The following is a 19,568-nucleotide window of genomic DNA, read 5'->3' as shown; positions in this document are numbered from 1 at the left end:
CCCGCCTGTCCCGCTCCCCCGCTAATCGAGTCCGAAGTTGTTCACGGTCGACACCGGCGTGTCGCGTGAACAGCTTCGGACTCGATCTTTTGGGGCCGGCCGATCAGGGGGCGATGTTGGCGGTGAGGGCCGCGACGGTGGCGGCGCGGGCCGCGCGCGTGTCGATGCGGCCGGGGATGCCGGGACGGGTCTGCCACGGCAGAGGGCCGTCGGCGTGCCGGTATTCGACGCCGAGCGCGTCGAGCCGGGCGAGGTGCGCATCCAGTCGGGCCGCAAAGGCGTCGTACTCGCGTTCACCCGCGGTCCACAGCGCTTCGGCGAGCGCACAGAGCCGCGGGAACGCGAAGTAGTCGAGCGTGCGCGGGGAGTCGATGTACTCGGTCCACAGGTTGGCCTGCCCGCCGAGCACGTGCTCGCGCTCCGCCTCGGTCAGGCCGGCGGGCACCGGGTCGAACTCGTACACATCCCGCACGGTGATCACGACCACCAACGGGATGGGCTCGTCCGGATGCTCGGACTGCCGGTAGTTGAGGTACACCGTCTCGTCCGGGCACAGCACGACGTCGTGCCCGGCCCGCGCGGCGGCGACCGCTCCCGTCGACCCGCGCCAGGACGCGACGGTCGCCCCGGAGGCGAGGCCGCCCTCCAGGATCTCGTCCCACCCGAACAGCCGCCGGCCGCGCGCCGTGAGGTGTGCATCGAGCCGCCGGATGAACCAGCTCTGCAGCTCGTCCTCCGTGGCGACGCCCAGCTCGCGCATCCGCTCCTGCGTGCGCGGGTCGGCCCGCCACTGGTCTTTCACGCACTCGTCTCCGCCGACGCCGATGAACTCGGACGGGAACACGTCGAGCACCTCGTCCAGCACATTCGTGAAGAACTCGACCGTGCCCTCCTCGGCGTTGAGCACGTTCGGGATGATCCCCCAGCGCGTTCCGACCTCGAGCTGCGTGTCCGTGACGCCGAGTTCCGGGTAGGCGGCGATGGCGGCCTGCACGTGCCCGGGCGACTCGATCTCCGGCACCACGGTGATGCCGCGTGCCGCAGCGTATGCGACGAGCTCACGCAGATCGTCCTGCGTGTAGTAGCCGCCGTGCGGTCGGCCGTCGCCGGGCGCATCCACCCCGTAGCCGACCTGCGATTCGCGCCGCCACGCCCCCACCTCGGTGAGCCGCGGATACCGCAGGATCTGGACGCGCCAGCCCTGATCGTCGGTGAGGTGCAGGTGCAGCACGTTGAGCCGGTGCATCGCCATCAGGTCCACGAACCGCAGCACGTCGTGCAGCGGCAGGAAGTGCCTGGCCACGTCGAGCATCACGCCCCGCCACCAGAAGGCGGGCTCGTCGGCGACCTCGCAGGCGGGGGCCGCCCAGCGCATCCCGTGCACGGTGGCTCGGCGGTACACCTGCGGGGGCAGCAACTGCAGGAACGACTGCATGCCGTTGCCGACCCCGGATGCGCTGCCGCCGACGATCCGGACACCGCCCGGCGTCACCGAGAGCAGGTAGGCCTCGTCGGCCATCGACGGATCGACGGAGAGGGCGATCACACGGTCGCCCGCGCCGGTCGCGTCGCCGAGCGGCAGCCCCGTGGAGGCGCGCAGCACCGCCTGCAGGAGCGCGCCGGGCCCGGCGGTCGACGCGTCGGAGAGGATGCGGGTCGCCTCGTCGAGGACGAACTCGCCGTCGAGCTCGGTGATCCGGCGCGGACGCGGCAGGAGCCGTTCCGCGGCGTTCACTCCGCGTGCTCCTCGTCGTGATGGCCGGAGGCGGCGTCGTGGGCGGCGCCGTGCGCCGTGTCGTGCGCGCCGGCATCGTTCCCGGTGTCGTGCGCGCCGCCGTGGCCGTTCCCGGAGCGGTGCCGCTCCGGAGCGAGGCGCTGGCTGCTCACCGCCTCGTAGGTCAGGCGGAGCGATTCCGTCATCTGGTCGTAGAGCTGCTGCGCCACGCGCACGAACAGGAAGTCGACCAGCGCGAGCTGAGCGATGCGGCTCGACATCGCCCCGGAGCGGTAGAGGCTCTCGCGCGCCTGGGTGGTCAGCACGTAGTCGCTCTCCGCCGCGATGCGGGAGTCGGGGAAGTTGGTGATCGCCACGGTCGTGGCTCCCGCGGCGCGGGCGACCGCGAGCGCGTGGTTCGTCTCGAGCGTGAGCCCGGAGTGCGAGATGCCGACGGCGACGTTGCCCGGCTTCTGCAGGGCGGCGGACGCGAGGGCGAGGTGCGGATCGACGGAGCAGAACGCCGTGATGCCGATCCGGGAGAGCTTCTGCTGCAGGTCCTGCGCGGTGAGGCTGCTCGACCCTGCACCGTAGAGGTCGACGCGCGGGGCGGCGACGATCGCGGCAACGACCTTGTCGAGCGTCTCGACGTCGAGCTCTTTCGCGGTGGCCTCGATCGCCAGCGTCTCCTGGTACGCGATCTTCGCCACGACCTCCTGCACGGTGTCGTTGGGGTCGATCTCGCTCTCCGTCAGGTCGAACCGCTCCCTGGTGACCTGCTCGCGGCTCGTCGCGGAGGCCACGGCGAGCCGGAACTCCCGGTATCCGGTGAAGCCGAGGCCCTGGCAGAAGCGGGCGATGGTGGCCTGGGATGCGTCGCAGACGGCCGCCAGCTCGGTGATCGTCAGATCGACGACGCGCGCCGGGTCGTCCATGACGACCTTGGCGACCCTCGCCTCGGCTGCGCTGAGCTGCGGTAGCGCCTGCCGGACGGCGGCAAGAACGTCAACCGACATGCTGCCGCCCGTTCCCGTCCGGGGCCGCCGCGAGGGCGTCGCGGAGCCGTCCGCCGTGCTCGGTGAGCAGCCGCGTGGCCGTGGCGGCGTCGATGGAGGTCTCGCTCATGAGGATCGCCGCCTTAATCCAGCCGCCGGTCGCGTCGAGGGCGGCTGCCGCCGTGTCAGCGTCGACGCCCGTGGCCAGCATAACGGTCCGTTCGGAGCGCGCGCGGAGCTTGGCGTTGGTCGCGCGCAGGTCCACCATCAGGTTGCCGTGCACCTTGCCGAGCTGCACCATCGCGATGGTGCTGATCATGTTGAGGACGAGCTTCTGCGCCGTCCCGGACTTGAGCCGGGTGGAGCCGGTGAGGATCTCCGGGCCGACGACCACCTCGATGCCCACCTCCGCCGCGCTGCCGAGGGCGGAGCCGGCGTTGCAGGCCAGGCCGACGGTGAACGCGCCCACCTGCTTCGCGTGCTCGATGGCGCCGAGCACGTACGGGGTGCGGCCGGATGCGGAGATGCCGACGACAGCATCCAGCGGCCCGAGACGAAGCGCGGCGAGCGCTGCGGCCCCTGCCTCCTCGTCGTCCTCCGCGTTCTCGACGGCGGTGTGGATGGCCTGCTCGCCTCCCGCGATGACGCCGACGACGAGCTCGGGGACGGTGCCGAAGGTCGGCGGGATCTCGCTGGCGTCGAGGATGCCCATGCGTCCCGCGGTTCCTGCGCCCACGTAGATCAGCCGGCCGCCACGGCGCATCCGCTCTGCGACGCCCTCGGTCGCTGCGGCGATGCTGGCGCTCTGGCGGGCGACGGCGGCAGGCACCTCGGCGTTGCTGGCGTTCATGGCATCGACCAGCTGGGCGACCGTCATCAGGTCGAGGTCGCGGTAGCTGTCCGCGACGGATTCGGTGGCGAGCGTTCCGAGGGTCTCCCGGAGGTCTGCGATGGTCTGCGGCTCAGCCACGGATGATCCTTTCTTCGTACGGCAGCGATCGCTCGACAGCGATCAGTGCCGCCCCGGCGAGCGGGTCGCCCTTCTGGACGGTCTCGCGCAGTCCGTGCGCGTGCAGTGCGGCAGAGACTCTGTCCGCGAAGAACGGGTGGGAGACGAGGCCGCCGGCCACGCAGACGATCGGCTGCCCGGCGGCGGCGCAGGAGTCGGCGAGGTGCGCTGCGGCGCGCTCCACGAGCTCGACAGCGACCGCGTCGCCCTCCGACGCGCGTTCGATCACGGTCGGCGCGAACCTCCCGAGTTGACGGGCGGGGGTCCCGGATTCGGAGACCCAGTGCGGCAGGGACGCGACCCCGCCACCGGATGCTGCCCCCGCGGTGAGCGCAGCGGCCGCGTCGGTGGGTGCAGCGGCGCCGGTGAGCGCACCGGTGCCGGTGAGCGCAGCGGCGTCGGCGAGCAGCGCCGTGTGCGGCCCGCGGTCGTCGTGCGCGCGAAGGGCGGCGACCAGGCCGTGGCGCCCGAGCCACTGCCCGCTGCCCTCGTCGCCGAGCCAGGGCCCCCAGCCGTCCACCTGCCGGACCGCTCCGGCCTCGTCCACGGCGAAGACGACAGCGCCTGTCCCCGCGATGAGCATCGTGCCCGGCGCACCCTCGAACGCACCGGCGTGTGCAGCGAGCGCGTCGTTGATGACCGCGACGGGTCCGTTGAACCGCTCGCGAAGGAGGCCGATGAGAGCGTGGGCTGCGGCCGGCGCCGCCTCACTGCCCGCGGCGCCGACGCCGACCGCGCATCCGGCGGGCGGCGCTGTGGAGAGCAGGCCGACCGCATCCACGACGGCGGTGAACGACCGCGTCGCGCCGTCCTCCTCCGCGAGGCCAGGTGCCCCGTGCGCTGCGGCTTCCGCGATCACGGAGCCGTCGACGCTGAGGCGCACGCGGCAGCTCGTCTTGCCGAGGTCGACGGCGAGGACGGGGGGAGCGTTCATGGTGTTGCAGCTTTCATGAGGTCGCCGGCCAGCCGGAGTCCGGCGATGCCGGTCAAGCGGCGGCCGAGGGTGGTGCCTGGTGTGATGGTGAACTGGCCGAGGACGCGTGCGCGGCCCGCGGGCGTTCCGGGCAGTGCGGCCGGGATGCCGTGCCAGCTGAGGAAGCCGACGAGGGCGAACAGCAGCGACTCCTTGTCGTCGGCCGCGATCCCCCACTCGTCGCTCGTCGAGACGGCGATGCCGTGCAGCGCGAGCACAGCGGTCAGCGCCCGCAGCATGGCCGGGTTGTGCACCCCGCCGCCGGAGACGATGACGCGCGACGGCACGACCGGCGTGGCAGAGCGGACGGCGTCGGCGACGGTGCGCGCGGTGAGGGCCGTGAGGGTAGCCACCAGATCGGGCAGCGAGGGATGCGTCCCCGCCGCTGCGACCGCGGCGTCCACGACGCCGAGGTGGAACGTCTCGCGGCCGGTGCTCTTCGGGGGCGCAGCGATGAAGTAGGGATGCGCGAGCAACTCCGCGAGGACACGGTCGTCGACCCTGCCGGCGCTCGCGAGCATCCCGTCGGTGTCCCTGCTCTCGCGTCCGTCCGTCGCACGGGCGACGGCGGCGTCGATGAGCGCGTTCGCCGGCCCGCTGTCGAAGGCGACCAGGCCGCCTCCTGCGCCGTCGATGCTCGGCGGCGAGACCACCTGGACGTTGGCGATGCCTCCGAGGTTGACGGTCGCGATCGGGCGGTCCTCGGCCTCCGCAGCTCCGGAGAGCCAGGCGCGGTCGAACAGCCCCATCAGCGGGGCGCCCTCTCCTCCCGCAGCGATGTCGGCCGATCGCACGTTGGAGAGCACGGGCCGGTCCAGCGCCTCGGCGATCCACGACGCCTCGCCGATCTGCAGGGTGCCGCGGGCGTGCCCGTCCGCCACCCAGTGGTACAGGGTCTGGCCGTGCGAGACCGCCAGGTCGACGCCACCGGGAAGGTCTGCTGCCGCCCGGGCAGCGACGGCGGCGAACTCCTGACCGGCGAGGGTGTCGAGCTCACAGAACTCCGCGGGCGTCATGCTCTCCCCCGCGACCGCGGCGAGCAGCCGCGCGTGCAACGCGGCCGACCACGGCACCGTGCGGGCGAGCAGCGGTCGCAGGGCGACGACGGGCGCATCCGAGTCGTCGAGCGCGTCGACCTCGGCCACGGCCACGTCGATCCCGTCCGCGCTCGTGCCGGATTGCAGCGAGAGGATCCTCATGCGCGCACCCCTTCGGTGGTTCCGGTGAGCACCCCGGCGACGACGTCGGCCGTCAGGCGGCTCACGCCGTATGCGTCGACGGTCGGGAGCACAGACGGCTCGGCCGCGGGCAGTCCCGCGTTCACGACCACGCTGCCCGGGCGTGCGGCCGCGAGCATCCCGAGCGCCCTACGCTGCGGCGACCCCGGCTGTACGGCGTCGACGAGCGCGACGATGGTCCGTTCGGCCGGGATCTCGGCAAGGGCGTCGGACAGCACGGCCACGACGTCGCGTCCATTCAGCGGACCCGCTCCCACGCGCACGCAGTCGGCGCGCGCCGTGAGCGCGGCCGTGAAGGGGTCGGCGGTCGATGCGACCGCGATGCTCGCCCTGTCCCGGAGATCGAGGACGGCCAGCTCGCGCCCGGCCACGCCCACGTCTCCGCTGACCGTAATCGCCTCGCGGACCACCCGCGCGCCGTCGAAGCCCACGGCCTGAGCCGCCGCCTGGGGCACCACCTGCGCCGCCGCCACCCACTCCGACAGGTCGGCAACCGCACGGGATGCGCGTTCCAGCGCCGAGATGGACAGCGTGCCGTCGTCGAGGGCGGCGAGCAGCGCATCCCGCACCTCGGTGTAATCGTCGACGTCGTCCGTCGCGCCCCGCTTCGGCCCCAGGTGGGACGGGTTGCCGATGCACAGCAGGTCGGCCCCCGCCGCGATGGCCAGCACCGCTCCGCGGCCGGCGCCGTACTCGGCCCTGATCGCCGCCATGTCGAGGGCGTCCGTCACGATCGCACCGCGGAAGCCGCGCTCCCGCAGCGAGCCCAGGATGCGCGGGTTGAGGGTGGCGGGCAGCTCTCCGTACGCGGGAAGCACCACGTGCGACGTCATCACCGCGGCGACCCCTGCATCGATCGCCGCCTGGAACGGCGGAAGGTGCTTCGCCTCGACCACCGCGAGGTCGAGTTCGACCCTCGGCAGCCCGTGGTGCGAGTCCACCGACGTGTCGCCGTGACCGGGGAAGTGCTTCACGCAGGCGGCGACACCGCCGCTCTGGATCCCGGACACCGACGCGGCGACGTGCCGGGACACCAGCCCGGGCGTCGCACCGAACGAGCGGACGCCGATGACCGGGTTCCGCGGGTTCGTGTTCACGTCCGCGACCGGCGCGAGCACCACGTTGGCACCGGATGCGCGCACCCGGGCCGCGAGTTCAGCACCCACGGCGCGGGTCACCTCCGTGTCGTCCACCCGGCCGAGCTGCGCGGCACCCGGCAGCGTCGACCCGTGCGCGGCTTCGAGGCGGGTGACCGTTCCGCCCTCCTCGTCCACGCCGAGGAGCACCCCGGCGCGCGCATCCGACAGTTGCCGGGAGAGCGCGGGAAGCTGCGCAGGGTCGGTCGCGTCGATGTTGTGCCCGAAGTAGACGGCGCCCGCGAGTCCTGCGTCGAGTTCGCGCAGCAGCCAGTCCGGCGCCGTGGTCCCGAGGAATCCGGGCCAGAGCACGCCGGCGACCAATGCGCGCACCGTGGGGTCGGTGCTGTGGTTCATCCCTTGACGGCTCCCGCCACGAGACCGCTGGACAGTTTGCGCTGCACCAGGATGAAGAAGATCATCACCGGGATCGTGATGATGGTCGACGCCGCCATCACGTAGCCCCACTCGTTGGTGTGCTCGCCGAAGAACTGCTTGAGGCCGATGGCGACGGTGTACTGGTCGCTCGCTCCTCCGAGCAGCGTCATCGCGAAGATGAACTCGTTCCAGGCGGTGATGAACGAGAACACGCTCGTCGCCACCAGGCCGGGCATCACCAGGGGGAACAGCACGGAACGGAACATCCGCCACCAGCTGGCGCCGTCGAGGTATGCGGCCTCTTCCAGTTCGATCGGGACGGCGGCGACGAAGCCGCGGAGCATCCAGATGCCGAACGGGAGGGACAGCGCCACGTAGACGATCACGATGCCGAGGAGCTGGTTGAGCAGCCCGAGGTCGCGCACCTGCACGAACAGCGGGATGACCAGCGCCTCCAGGGGCACCATCTGCACGGTCAGCACCATGAACAGGATCGCCGTGCGGAACTTGAACTTGAACCGGGCGACGGCCACGGAGGCGAGCAACGCGACGGCTGCGGACAGCACGACGACCGCCACGGCCACGATGGCCGAATTGCGGAGGAAGACGTCGAACCCGCCCTGGGTGAGCACGTAGGTGAAGTTGTCGAGGGTGAACTCCTTGGGCACCAGCGACTGGCCGCCGCTCGACGCCTTCTTGTCGAAGGCGCTGGAGATCATCCAGTAGACGGGGAACAGGGTGAAGAGGAGGAGGGCGGCGACCGCGATGGCCTTGCCGACGTTTCCGCGCACGGACCTGGTCACAGCTTCTCCTCCTTCAGCATGGTGCGGACGTACACGATCGTGATGACGAGCAGGACCAGGGTCAGCAGCACGGCGATGGCCGAGCCGAAGCCGTACCTGTTCTGGCCGAACGACTCGACGTACGACCAGACGCCGAGGTTGAGGACCTGCCGGTTGGAACCGGAGCCTCCCGGCATCAGGTACACCTGCGCGAAGACTTTGAAGTCCCAGATCGTCGACAGGATGATGACCACGGCAAACACCTGCTTGAGCGACGGCACGATGATGCTGAAGAACCGGCGGACAGAGCCTGCCCCATCCATCTCCGCCGCTTCGAGCATCTCCTTCGGAACCCCGAGGAGTCCGGCGAGCACCGTGATCGCCACGAACGGGAACCCGTGGTGGATGATGTTGAGCAGCACGATGCCGTAGAAGCTCACCGGGTTGGTGAACCAGTTGAACGACTCGTGCATGAGCCCGAGGCCCTTGAGCGTCTGGTTGACGATGCCGTTGTCCGCGTCGAAGATCCAGATCCAGACGTAGGTCCCCGTCACTGCCGGCATCGCCCAGGCGACCATGATGGCGCTGCCCACGATGGTGCGCCAGACCGGCCCGAGCGAGGCCATCAGCAGCGCGACGAGCGTGCCGAGGATGACCGTGCCCGAGACGGACAGGATGGCGAACACCACCGTGTTGGGCAGCGCCACGCTCCACAGCGTGGAGTTGCCGAAGATCTCGGCGTAGTTGGCGAGCCCGATGAAGTTCGTCTTGCCGCTGACGATCTCGCGCAGCCCGTAGTCCTGCAGCGAGAAGATCACGACGCGGATCAGCGGCCAGAGCAGCAGCGCGGCGAGCACCACCAGCGCGGGCGCCAGCAGCAGCCACGGACGACCCGCCACGAGGAACGAGCGCTTGCGGCGCCGCGGCGCCTCGCCGCCGGCCGGGCCCGTGCGGTGCACGGCCGGCGGCTGAGGACGAACGTCAACGGTCATCGGACTACTTGCCGTTCAGGATCTGGGTCATCTCCTTGGCGGCATCCGTCGTGGCCTGATCGACCGACTTCTGCCCCGAGAGGATGGACTGGATCATCGAGTTGGTGGTCTGCTTCGCCTGCACCGCGCCGAAGTTCGGCGTGACCGGAACGGACGCCCCTCCGTCGACCAGCTGCGTCGCGAACGGCTTGACCAGCGGGTCGTCGGACTTCATGGCGTCCTTGGCCAGCGAGTTAAGGCCGGAGAAGTATCCGGTCTGCGATGCCCACTCCGTGGCGAACGTGCCGGTGGTCATCAGCTTCACGAACGACCAGGCGAGGTCTTTGTTCTTCGCCGTGTTGAAGATGCTGAGGTGCGATCCGCCGAGCACGGACGGGCTGATCCCGCCGTCTTTGCCCGGGATGGGCGTCGCGGCGATCTTGCCCTTCAGGTCCGGCGCTTTCTGCACGATGGTCGCCGGGGTCCACGAACCCTGGATGGCCATCGCGACCTTGCCCTGGTTGAAGTTGTCGAGCACGTCGGTCTCCTTCCAGGTGGTGGCGCCTGCCGTGGAGAAGCCGTGCTTGGTGGCGAGGTCGGTGTAGAACTGGATGCCCTCACGCGACTTCGCACTGTCGAGCCCGGACTTCCAGGTCTTGCCGCTCTTCGTCGCGACCTCTCCGCCTGCGCCCCACACCCACGGGTACACGCCGAACTCGGCGGTGCCGGGGACAGCGAACGGGATCATGTCCGGCTTGGCCGCCTTGATCTTCTCTCCGGCGGCGACGATGTCGTCCCAGGTGGTCGGCGCCTTCAGGCCGAGCTCCTGGAACACGTCTGCGCGGTAGACCAGCGAGCGGACACCGGCGTACCACGGCATCCCGTAGAGCTCGCCGTCGTAGGTGCCGGACTCCTTGAGGCCCTTCACCAGGTCGCTGTCGAGGTCGGCCTTCTTGACGTAGTCGCCGATCGGGGCGAGCGCTCCTGCGTCGGCGAACTCGGCGGTCCAGGTGGTGCCGGTCTCCGCCACATCCGGAGTGGTGTTTCCGGCGATGGAGGTCACGAACCGGTCGTGTGCGTCCGCCCACTGCACGAACTGCACATCGAGCTTGGCCCCGGTCTCCTTGGTGAACTCGTCCCCGACCTTCTTGAAGAAGGCCGTCGAGTCCGGGTTGGTGCCCTGCATGATCCACACGCTGAGCTTCTCGCCCTTCGCGTCGACCTTTCCTCCATCGCCGCTCGTCCCGCTGGAGCAGGCGGTGAGCCCGAGCGCAGCGATGGCGAGGACGGCGATGGAGAGATAGCGCTTCTTCATGGTGCTGTCTCCTCTTCGAAACCATTGGTGTGGGCGAATGCCCGAACGTGATGGAAATAGTCTCCATGAATGCGGAACGGTCTGCAAGTTATTTCCAGGCCGGGCATGTAAAAGGTTTGTTACGGCCGGAACACGCGTCCCGAAACGGCCGAGTGTGCGGGCGCGACGACGGCTAGGCGGCCGCGCCGACGGGCTGCAACTGCCGCAGGAACGCGCCGGCTGCCGGGCTGGGCTCTTCGGCCACCGCCACCGCGACGTTCCAGGCCGGCACGTCGCCGCGCAGCCCGACCGCCTTCAGCTGGTCCGGGCGCTTGCGGGCGAAACTCGCCGGCACGATCGCGACGCCGAGGTTGTAGCCGACCAGGTCGAGCAGCGGATGCACGTCGTTGACCTCCATCGCCGCCCGATAGTCGAATCCGGCAGCAGCGAACGCCCGCCGCGCGAGCGCCTGCGCACCCCAGCCTTCCTGGAAACCGATCAGCGCCTCTCCGCGCAGGCTCTCCAACGGGATGCTCGACTCGGCCGCGAACCGGTGGTCGGGGTGGCAGAGCACCAGCATCTCCTGCGTGCTCAGCTGTCGCAGCTGCACACCGGCGGGCGTGTGGCCGGTGTCGACGACCAGGGCGACGTCGACGCGTCCCCCGGCGACCGCATCCACCAGCTCGACGGAGCCGGAGTAGCGCAGCCGCACCTCCACGCCGGGGTTGGCCGTGCGGAACGACGCGAGCTCGGCGGGGAGGTCGACGGAGCCGAGGCACGGCTCGGCTCCGATGGTGAGGCGGCCGCGCACCAGCCCGCGCACGGCGGCGACGGCGTTGCGGGCCGCTGCCGCGCTGGCGAGCGTGCGCACCGAGTCGGCGAGCAGCGCCTGTCCTGCAGTGGTCAGTTCGACCCGGCGCGTGCTGCGGATGAAGAGGGAGGTGCCGAGTTCCTGCTCGAGCGACCGGATGGATGCGGACAGTCCGGACTGCGAGATCTGCAGCAGTTCCGCCGCGCGGGTGAAGTGTCGCTCCTCCGCCACCGTGACGAAGTGCTCGAGCTGCCGGAGTTCCATTCAGCAATGGTACGACTGAATCGGGGGCGGCTTGACCGCATCCACTGATGGTTGCCGCCGCGCGGGACGATCAGCTAGGAATGACCCATGCTTACTGGCAGCACGGTGGGACTGAGGGCCCGGCACGAAGAGGACATCCCGATCCTGCTGAAGGAGATGTGGGACGACGTCGTCGTCGGCTCCCGCGCGGAGGGCGGCCCGTGGCGCCCGATCTCCCCCGGGTCGGACGACCCGCGGCTGTCGGTGGGCCGGGCGGAAGACGACGTGGTCCGGTTCTCGATCGTCGAGCTGGCTGGAGGGACGCTGATCGGCGCCGCCACCCTGTGGGGCATCGACACGCACAGCCGGTTCGCCCACATCGGGCTTGGCCTGATCCCGGCGGCGCGCGGACACGGTTACGGCACGGACGTGGTGGCGGTGCTCACCCACTACGGTTTCGTGGTACGCGGACTGCACCGGCTGCAGATCGAGACGCTGGCGGACAACACGGCCATGCTCCGCGCGGCGGAGAGCAACGGCTACGTCCGCGAGGGAACGACCCGCGCGTCGGCGTGGGTGCTCGGCGAGTTCATCGACGAGGTCATCCTGGGGCTGCTCGCGGCGGAGTACGCGCCGCGAGCCTGAGCGCCGTCAGCCCATGCCGATCACGCGTGCGCTGCGTGCGCCGCGTGCACGTGCACCGCGAAGGCGGCGATCTCGTCGGCGCGCGCCGCATCGTAGAAGAAGCTGAGCTTGCCGCCCTGGGTCGGTGCGATGGACACCATCTTCTTGCCGACCGTGATCGTCGGACGGAACGCGATGTGTATCCTCTGAACGTCCGGGAAGCCGAACACCTCCAGGATGCGCCCGTCGAACGCCAGCAGCGTCGACTCACTCGCCCACGCCTCGACAATCTCAGTCACTCCGGTCGCCCCTGCCGCCTGTGGCACCTCGATCACCTCGGCCGCCTCTCCCTCGTCGCTCACGCGCTCACCCGTGCCGCGATCTTCCGCATCGCCACCACCATCTCGGGCACGAGCGTCACGCTCCCCGCGCGCGCTGCCGCTTCGAGCGCATCCACCTGGTCGGCGTCGGGGGAGGTGAACCAGGAGGCGACGGTCACTCCGTGTCCCGGCCGCGACACGACCTCGATACTGTCGCCCGCGCCGATGCTCCCGGACTTGACGATGCCCAGGTATGCGCCGGGCAGCCCCACCTCGGTGAAGCGCTTGACCCACTGCCGCTCCCCCATGCGCCGCTGGAACGTCGCGCACGGCTCCCGCGGACAGGTCACCTCGACCACCAGCTCCTCGCCGACCCGCCACCGCTCGCCGATCTCTGCGCCGTTGACGTCGAGTCCCGCCGTTCGCAGGTTCTCGCCGAACAGTCCGGCGGGGATGTCGCGCCCGAGCGCATCCGCCCAGTACTCCGCGTCCTCCTGCGCATACGCGTACAGCGCCTTGCTGAGGCCGCCGTGATGCTTGCGGTCGGCCTGCACGTCACCATAGAGCCCGTACGGTCGCACCCGCAGCGGACCGGCGACCGGCCGCTTGTCGATCGCGGTCACCCCGATGCTCCCCGAATCCGGGATCAGCTTCTCCACCCTGCACAGTTCGAGCAACTCGGCCATGCGACCAGTCTGCTGCCTCACCGCACGCCGCGCATCATCTTCAGCACCCACGGGTTTTATCGACCGCAGGACTACTGAAGGAAGCGGGAAGCAACGCATTGCTGCGGCAGCGAGCGACGCGAGAGTGGGATTCTAAGTCGCGTCAGCAAAGAGGGAATCAAAGGCTGCGCGCGCGTCTGCCTGCGAAGCCATCAGTTTGTCCTCGTCATCTCCGATGATGTAGCACATGCCGAGGTCCAATCCCTCGAGAAGATTCGTCGTTGGAGGGACGACCGCGCCCGTCTTTACTTCGATTGAGATGGACTCGATTCCATCAATGTTGGCGAACGCGTCCAAAGGACTGGCAGCGATCATTACTGAATGCTTGTCTCGCGAGAAGAAGAGGATCTTCCCACGCTTCCGAAGGCTGAATCCGGCAGTGCGATTGTGGCCGGTGGCGATGTAATCCACCTCTCGATGGAGGTGCGAGTCTCCCGTGAGCTGGAACGTCTTCATCGGATGGGCAGCCCCGTGAGCGCGAGACCCGAAATCTATCAGGACGGTTCGGCTCTCGTCGGCCATGATCTCAAGGTGACTGGCGCCGTTCCGAACGCCCAGCGCGTCCAGCACCTGTAGGGCGTATTCAGTGAGCCGGCTGGCGTCAGGATGGGTTTGGTCCAGCCACGTCAGGCCGTTGTAGACGAAGTGCCCGGTCGCGGACCTCGTCTTTTCATACTGGCAAATATTGGTCACAGCGTGCTCGCCAGCGCTGGAGAACGTGTCGACGACAAACTCGGCCCCTGCGAAGTACTCTTGCGCAACGAGCCGCTGGACGCGCTCGCCGAACAGACCTGCCTTTCCGAGTAACCCCTGGACGACCGAGTTTGCCTCCGACGCGGAAGTTACGTGAACGACGTCCACGGACCCTGCGCTCTCCGCGGGTTTCACAACGACACTCCTATTCTCGAAGTCGAAATTCGCGAAGTGTTGGCGCGCCTGAGCGTCTGATTCGATCGCCACGAATTCCAAAGAATCCACGGCGTTCTTGGCCAAGGCCTCGAGCATCTCTCCCTTGTCAAAACGAGCGCGAGCCGTGGATTTATCGTTAGACCATTTCGCATCGAGCAATGCGCGGACTTCTTCGACAAGGGGGACGCCCGGTTCAGTACCGGCAATAACGGTCTCGATCTCGTTTTCTCGGCAGAAACGCGCCAGCGCGGCGCTGTCTGTCCCGAAATCCTTGTCGTATGAAAGCCTTGAGACCGTCGTCGGAGGCTTCTCACCGAGGTGATAGCCCCGGCTCCGGCTCGTGACAACCTCGTACACCTCGGCTCCTCGTGCAGCGAGGAGGGGCGAGTAGAGCGCACCAGTGCTCACTGGGTCCACGACCAACACCGTTTTCATTGTGATCCTCTCTTCTGCGTTGGCGTGGCCCAAACCGACCCGCGCCATTCCTGCGGATTGACTCCGGGCCATGGAACAGTTCCCCTCGACGGCGGGGGCGGACGCCTCGACTTCGGGTGTGGTCGACTCGGCAGCCACCGCATCACTGTGGATCCATCGCGCAACGATGACAACGGCCAGCGCAGCCAAGCAGCCGATCCCTCCGAGGTAATACCAGAACGCGGACCCGATCTGAAGGAAGTAGGCAACTCCGATGGCGGGGCCGAGCGAGAATCCCAGCGACTGAGCGGAGCTCAAATAGCCCTGATAGCGTGCCACTTTCGTCGGCGGCGCAATGCTCGCAACCGCTGCACTAACTACTGGTGCGAAGATCATTTCGCCGAACGTGAACACGGCGAAGCCCGCGATCGCCAGTGGAGCAATCGACGCGGTAATACCCGTCACAGCAAGGCCAACAGTCATCAGGACCGCGCCAGCACCAAGGGAATATCTCCAAGGGACTTTGCGGATTGCCGTACTTAGCGGCAGTTCGACAAGAAGGCCCATAAGGGCGTTCATGACAAGCAAAGCACTATAGAAGGTGAGGGGTTGATCCCGAGTTACTTGAAGCGGGATGGTTGACCTGCTCTGCGCGTAGACGGCCGCGATGATCGCGAACAGCCCGAAGAGGAGCAGCAGCCGGAGCAGATCGGGAGCGGGCATTGAGGGGCTGCTTGTTGTCGCCGCTTTCGAGGGAGGCTCAGGCTTACGCCGGGACCCGTCCGGCGAGACAGCGATGACCACAGCGCTGACGATGTTCACCGCGGCGCTGAACAAGAACAGGTACATCCAATGCTTACTTCCGAGCGCCGCCGCTATCACCGGGCTTACGAGCGATCCGAGATTCACAAAGATCCGGAAAGCCGCAAAATATGGGATCCGGTTACCGGAATCACTGATCGATGCCACGATTGTCGAGGCGATCGGAAGAAAGACTTGGGTCAGGACGCTGGCAATAACGACGGCGACCATCGAGACCCAGTGGTTTGGAACCAGCGCCAGGGCGACGAGTAGGCAAGCGTTCAGTAGTGACGTGCCGACGAGGACTCGTTTGGGTGAGAAGCGGTCGACAAGAAATCCGCTGAAGGTCACACCCGCAACGCCCAGAACACCAGCAGCGCCGAGGGTGACGACGATCTCCTGAGAGCTCAGGTCAATCGCTGCAAGATAGATCGAGCCGAATAGGGCTAGAAAGCCGCCCGATCTGCTGATGAGGGTGGCGATTCCGATCGACCACAGGGGCCGCGGAACGGATCGCCATTGGTTTATGCCTGCTGCGCCGAAGCGCCCGAACCTATTCACCGGGCTCTCGAACGATTACGTTCTCTACAATCCAGTCTACCGCCGATACGACTTCGTCCTTGTCCTTCCCAACAACAATCGCGTAGGCGAGGCGAGCCATGAACTCCTCTGGCGGTGGGGCAATTGAGGTGCCCTTGTCGGCAATCTCAGAAATGAGGATGTCGAAATCCTCCGTATGCCGATCGAGCGGTGGCCACTCGATCCCGTCGAAGACGATGCGCCGTTGTGGATAGATGAACCGGATGGCGGCCGCCCCAGCTGTCGACCTGATCTCGTCGGGAGCCAGGCCCAGCGCGAGGTGGGCAGCGGTTCTTGCCAGGTTGATCTGGGTCGCGCGGAGTCCGAGGTAAGGAATCAGGTCGCCGCTGAGTCGCGCATTGACCTCGATGAGCTTCGGGCCGGCGTCCGTGAGCACAAACTCAATGTTGGAAACGCCGCCGTCGAACTCGCTGAGACAATGGATATCTTCGACGATTCCCCCGATTTTGTCACTGATATCGTCTGTGATCGGGCCGACGTTATGGCCCAGCTCTTCGAAATACGGTTCAAGTCCCACAAGACGATCCGAGACGAAGCACATCGTCGTGTTGCCCTCGTGGACATACGAATTGACGCTGATTCCTGGTCCAACAGCAAATTCCTCGACGAGAACGCCCTGATATGCAGAAGCGATGGTTCCAACCTTCGCTCGATGAGCAACGTGGAAGGCCCGCCGCAACTGGTCATCATCCTCAACGCGGACCACCCCGATACTCCCACCGAGCGCTCGCGGTTTCAGGACTACTGGGTATCCGATCTCAGAAGCCACATCCAGAGCTTGCTCAACCGTGTACGCCACTCCAAACTCGAGCGAGTAGTCGCGACGGTGCGTCATTTCTCGCAATGCTGCTTTGTCTTTGAACCGGGAAATCGAGTTCCGGCCGGCGCCGGGCAGTCCCAGGTCATCGACCAGATGGGCAGTCAACTCGACGTAACGCTCGTCCAGCGTGTAGACACCATCCACAGCGTCGGAGAGGTGTCTGGCTATCTTCGATCGGGCGTCTGGAGCGTCGAGGTCGATTTCTAGGACTTCTTCGCAATAAGTGCGGTGCCAGTCCGCCGGGAGGTTGGTAACCAGGACCAGCCTCGCGACCTTGCTTGCTTCGTCCAGTGCGTATTCCCGGAACTCCTTCGGAACCTGTCCGATCACAGCGAGCCGTGGTCGTGCATGAGGCATGGTTACATTTCCCCTTTTTGGCTCGCCCACAAGCGGCGACCTCGTGACGTGCTGACGACGGTCCCAGATGAGGAACCCCCGGCGTCACGCTTGTTTTTGGCGAAGAGTCTTTCAGATCGCAACCAAACTACCGCTACTTTTGATATTTTGCTACGCATTTAATTTAGCTATGTTGATAACTCTTGATTTCAGATGTCAAGATAGTCTCCGGGGATGGCGTCCGACGCCGAAGCCGACGCTTGTCGCGCGGCCCAGATGCTGGGCAGGCTCTTCTATTCAGCACCCCCTTGGGGAACAACCATCCAGCACTAGCGGAAGAGAGATCAATGCCCACGACACTGCTCACAGCTCCGAAGGATTCGCACGCGATTCACGCGAACTGGCAGCGGGAAGCCGTCGAGAGTTTTCACTCCCGAATGGACGCGTCTACGAACGACTTTCCGTGCATCTTCGGAATCGAGGCGGTCGTTCGAAACGCACTTCGTTACGCGTTTGTCGGGGCTGACGGTGATCCGGCGGAGTCGCTGGCTGCGGCGTTGGAGGAGTTCACGTCGATCGCAGAGTCGCTCGGCCGCCGGACATCGCTTGTCTGCTTCTTTGAGACGTGGGCGGAAGCCAAGACTCATGACGCGTACTTCGACTATTTCTGGAACCTGCTGAAAAGGGTGTCCGAACTCGACACGTCGTCATGGCCCGATGGAGTTAGCAGGGCTACCAACGATTCGAGCTTCGAGTTCAGTTTCAACGGGCAGGCGATGTTCGTGGTCGTAAACACAGATATTCACGATCGGCGGCGCAGCCGTTCCTTCGAGCGCGTCGCGGTGACCTTCCAGCCGAGGTTTGTGTTTGACGATCTCAGGGAAGGCACGCCGCGTGGGGACTCCGCGCGGGAAATCATCAGACAGCGGCTGGCCGCCTACGATGACGCTCCGGTCACCGCGCTCTTGGGCTCGTTCGGCGATCCAAAGAATCGCGAGTGGCAACAGTACTATCTCGACGACGGCGACGCCTCTCAGATGCCGGGCAAGTGTCCGGTCGCCCACTTTTAGCTTCGATCAGAAATCTCCGCGGGTGAAAGGATCCAACAAATGAACGCTCCCTCGATAGTCGACGAACCAGTTCTCGGCGTCGCCGATGCCCTAGAGAAGTACGCGCCCGAGCAAGGTGGCATCGAGTACCAGAGAGATCAGCCAGGCAAGGTTCACAGCTGGCATAGCCACGACCTTCACGAACGTCTTATCGTGCTCTCTGGTTCGATGCTGCTGTCATGGCGAACCTCTGAGGGTGAAGTCGTGTCTCAGCGTGCTGTTGCGGGAACGCGTATCGAACTGCCGGCGAACACCGTACATCAGTCGACGGCCGACGACGTCCCCTGCACCTATTTGATTTATCCAGAAGGTGGGCGCGCGGCCGTCACCACGCATTACTGATGACGTGTGCGGCCCGGTGACGTTCCGTTGAAACAGCGCCAGTTAAGGGTGAAACAGACCCGCCCAGCGGGAGACATGTCGCTCACCGTCGTGTTCGAACACGCCGGAGGAGGCGAACCGATCGAGTATCTGCCGGGACAATTCCTGACGTTATGGATACCCGGCAAGGCAGGGCTGGTTCCACGCAACTACTCCCTCTCGAGCAGCCCACATATCGATGACGACCTGCATGTAACCGTTCAGCGAGTACTCGGGGGACGGGCTTCGACGTGGATCCACGATGAGCTCTCGCCAGGGATGTACATCGACGCTGATGGACCGACCGGCGTATTCACTCCGGGCGACCTCACCCTGGACTTGACTCTCGTGGCATCGGGGTCGGGCATCGGTCCGATCGTGTCGATACTCAAGTCCGCCCTGGCAGCGGGGACAGGAAAGGTCAATCTCCTCTACTTGAGCCGAATGGACGACGCTCCATTCGCAGAAGATATTGAGGCGTTGGCCCTCGAATATGAGCACCGGTTGACGTCTACCGTGTGGAACAGTCACCGCCGCGGACGAATCCCCGTCGAACAACTCCGAGCCTTTCTCGTTGGAGGGGCCGGACGAGAACTGTATCTGTGTGGCTCTACATCGCTGATGAACGCGTGTGCGGAACTTGCTGTAGACAGCGGGTATGAGCAGCACCAAATCCATAGGGAAGATTTCCTTAGCGGTACCGACCCGATCAGCGATTCTTTGCCTCGAGTGGTTAAGGCCAAGGTTCAACTGTTTGGCGAGACGCACACCTGGGCCTGGAATAATGAGGCAGTGCTTCTCGAGTCCATGTTGGAGCAAGGGATTGCTGCGCCGTTCTCGTGCCGGTCTGGAATCTGCTCGGCTTGTCAGTGCCGCGTGGTGGCGGGAGACGTCGTCATGAATCGAGCAGATGGGCTAGACCCAGAACAGATTGAGCAGAACATCGTCTTGGCCTGCCAAAGTCACGCGATGTCTGAAGGTGTTGAACTGGACTTCGACATCTAGA

18 protein-coding genes are annotated in these 19,568 nt (G+C 66.6%); 4 read left to right on the top strand and 14 right to left on the bottom strand.

The features are described from left to right. Window positions 1-103 precede the first annotated feature (103 nt). The 10 genes from ACN6M5_RS14975 to ACN6M5_RS14930 form a co-directional block, all read right to left on the bottom strand. Window positions 104-1,735 (bottom strand): beta-N-acetylhexosaminidase, encoded by a 1,632-nt coding sequence (locus tag ACN6M5_RS14975; RefSeq protein WP_434950990.1) that lies wholly within the window; start codon window positions 1,733-1,735, stop codon window positions 104-106. Further along, window positions 1,732-2,730, bottom strand: coding sequence for a MurR/RpiR family transcriptional regulator (locus ACN6M5_RS14970; RefSeq protein WP_434950988.1), 999 nt, complete (start codon window positions 2,728-2,730; stop codon window positions 1,732-1,734). Before ACN6M5_RS14970 ends, ACN6M5_RS14975 begins: the two co-directional genes overlap by 4 nt. Continuing rightward, window positions 2,720-3,679 (bottom strand): N-acetylmuramic acid 6-phosphate etherase, encoded by a 960-nt coding sequence (murQ, locus tag ACN6M5_RS14965; RefSeq protein WP_434950986.1) that lies wholly within the window; start codon window positions 3,677-3,679, stop codon window positions 2,720-2,722. Before murQ ends, ACN6M5_RS14970 begins: the two co-directional genes overlap by 11 nt. Continuing rightward, window positions 3,672-4,652 carry an N-acetylglucosamine kinase gene (locus ACN6M5_RS14960; RefSeq protein WP_434950984.1) on the bottom strand — a complete coding sequence of 327 codons (981 nt, stop codon included), beginning with the start codon at window positions 4,650-4,652 and terminating at the stop codon, window positions 3,672-3,674. The genes murQ and ACN6M5_RS14960 overlap by 8 nt, the downstream gene beginning before the upstream one ends. Then, window positions 4,649-5,890: an anhydro-N-acetylmuramic acid kinase gene (locus ACN6M5_RS14955; protein WP_434950982.1), complete on the bottom strand. Its 1,242-nt coding sequence runs from the start codon at window positions 5,888-5,890 to the stop codon at window positions 4,649-4,651. Before ACN6M5_RS14955 ends, ACN6M5_RS14960 begins: the two co-directional genes overlap by 4 nt. Further along, complete coding sequence (locus ACN6M5_RS14950; protein WP_434950980.1) at window positions 5,887-7,422, bottom strand: glycoside hydrolase family 3 protein; 1,536 nt, start codon at window positions 7,420-7,422, stop codon at window positions 5,887-5,889. Before ACN6M5_RS14950 ends, ACN6M5_RS14955 begins: the two co-directional genes overlap by 4 nt. Further along, window positions 7,419-8,246: a carbohydrate ABC transporter permease gene (locus tag ACN6M5_RS14945; protein WP_434950978.1), complete on the bottom strand. Its 828-nt coding sequence runs from the start codon at window positions 8,244-8,246 to the stop codon at window positions 7,419-7,421. Before ACN6M5_RS14945 ends, ACN6M5_RS14950 begins: the two co-directional genes overlap by 4 nt. Beyond that, window positions 8,243-9,217, bottom strand: coding sequence for a carbohydrate ABC transporter permease (locus ACN6M5_RS14940; protein ID WP_434950976.1), 975 nt, complete (start codon window positions 9,215-9,217; stop codon window positions 8,243-8,245). Before ACN6M5_RS14940 ends, ACN6M5_RS14945 begins: the two co-directional genes overlap by 4 nt. A 4-nt stretch (window positions 9,218-9,221) precedes the next feature. Next, entirely contained in the window at window positions 9,222-10,511 is a 1,290-nt protein-coding gene (locus ACN6M5_RS14935; protein WP_434950974.1) for a sugar ABC transporter substrate-binding protein, read from the bottom strand. Between the two features lie 172 nt (window positions 10,512-10,683). Beyond that, on the bottom strand, window positions 10,684-11,565 hold the full coding sequence (locus ACN6M5_RS14930) for a LysR family transcriptional regulator (RefSeq protein WP_434950972.1): 882 nt from the start codon (window positions 11,563-11,565) through the stop codon (window positions 10,684-10,686). 87 nt (window positions 11,566-11,652) lie between these two features. On the opposite strand from ACN6M5_RS14930, the gene ACN6M5_RS14925 reads away from it, so the two are divergent. Continuing rightward, entirely contained in the window at window positions 11,653-12,189 is a 537-nt protein-coding gene (locus ACN6M5_RS14925; RefSeq protein WP_434950970.1) for a GNAT family N-acetyltransferase, read from the top strand. A gap of 20 nt (window positions 12,190-12,209) precedes the next feature. Here the strand turns inward: ACN6M5_RS14925 and ACN6M5_RS14920 are convergent, their stop codons facing one another. The 4 genes from ACN6M5_RS14920 to ACN6M5_RS14905 form a co-directional block, all read right to left on the bottom strand. After that, on the bottom strand, window positions 12,210-12,530 hold the full coding sequence (locus tag ACN6M5_RS14920) for a hypothetical protein (RefSeq protein ID WP_434950968.1): 321 nt from the start codon (window positions 12,528-12,530) through the stop codon (window positions 12,210-12,212). Further along, window positions 12,527-13,174: an MOSC domain-containing protein gene (locus tag ACN6M5_RS14915; protein ID WP_434950966.1), complete on the bottom strand. Its 648-nt coding sequence runs from the start codon at window positions 13,172-13,174 to the stop codon at window positions 12,527-12,529. Before ACN6M5_RS14915 ends, ACN6M5_RS14920 begins: the two co-directional genes overlap by 4 nt. A gap of 132 nt (window positions 13,175-13,306) precedes the next feature. Continuing rightward, on the bottom strand, window positions 13,307-15,898 hold the full coding sequence (locus ACN6M5_RS14910) for an MFS transporter (RefSeq protein WP_434950964.1): 2,592 nt from the start codon (window positions 15,896-15,898) through the stop codon (window positions 13,307-13,309). Beyond that, on the bottom strand, window positions 15,891-17,087 hold the full coding sequence (locus tag ACN6M5_RS14905; protein WP_434950962.1) for an ATP-grasp domain-containing protein: 1,197 nt from the start codon (window positions 17,085-17,087) through the stop codon (window positions 15,891-15,893). The genes ACN6M5_RS14910 and ACN6M5_RS14905 overlap by 8 nt, the downstream gene beginning before the upstream one ends. 353 nt (window positions 17,088-17,440) lie before the next feature. Here ACN6M5_RS14905 and ACN6M5_RS14900 point away from each other — a divergent pair, with 353 nt between their 5' ends. From ACN6M5_RS14900 to ACN6M5_RS14890, 3 genes are all read left to right on the top strand, one after another. After that, a complete protein-coding gene (locus ACN6M5_RS14900; protein ID WP_434950960.1) occupies window positions 17,441-18,163 on the top strand; it encodes a YqcI/YcgG family protein in 723 nt (240 codons plus the stop codon). Window positions 18,164-18,202: 39 nt separating this feature from the next. Continuing rightward, window positions 18,203-18,544 (top strand): cupin domain-containing protein, encoded by a 342-nt coding sequence (locus ACN6M5_RS14895; RefSeq protein WP_434950958.1) that lies wholly within the window; start codon window positions 18,203-18,205, stop codon window positions 18,542-18,544. A 75-nt stretch (window positions 18,545-18,619) separates the two neighbouring features. Further along, a complete protein-coding gene (locus tag ACN6M5_RS14890; protein ID WP_434950956.1) occupies window positions 18,620-19,567 on the top strand; it encodes a 2Fe-2S iron-sulfur cluster-binding protein in 948 nt (315 codons plus the stop codon). Window position 19,568: the final 1 nt, after the last annotated feature.

It is taken from the genome of Leifsonia araucanica (assembly GCF_051161895.1).
Classification (GTDB): domain Bacteria; phylum Actinomycetota; class Actinomycetes; order Actinomycetales; family Microbacteriaceae; genus Leifsonia.
This window is presented reverse-complemented; position numbering and strand designations above follow the sequence as displayed.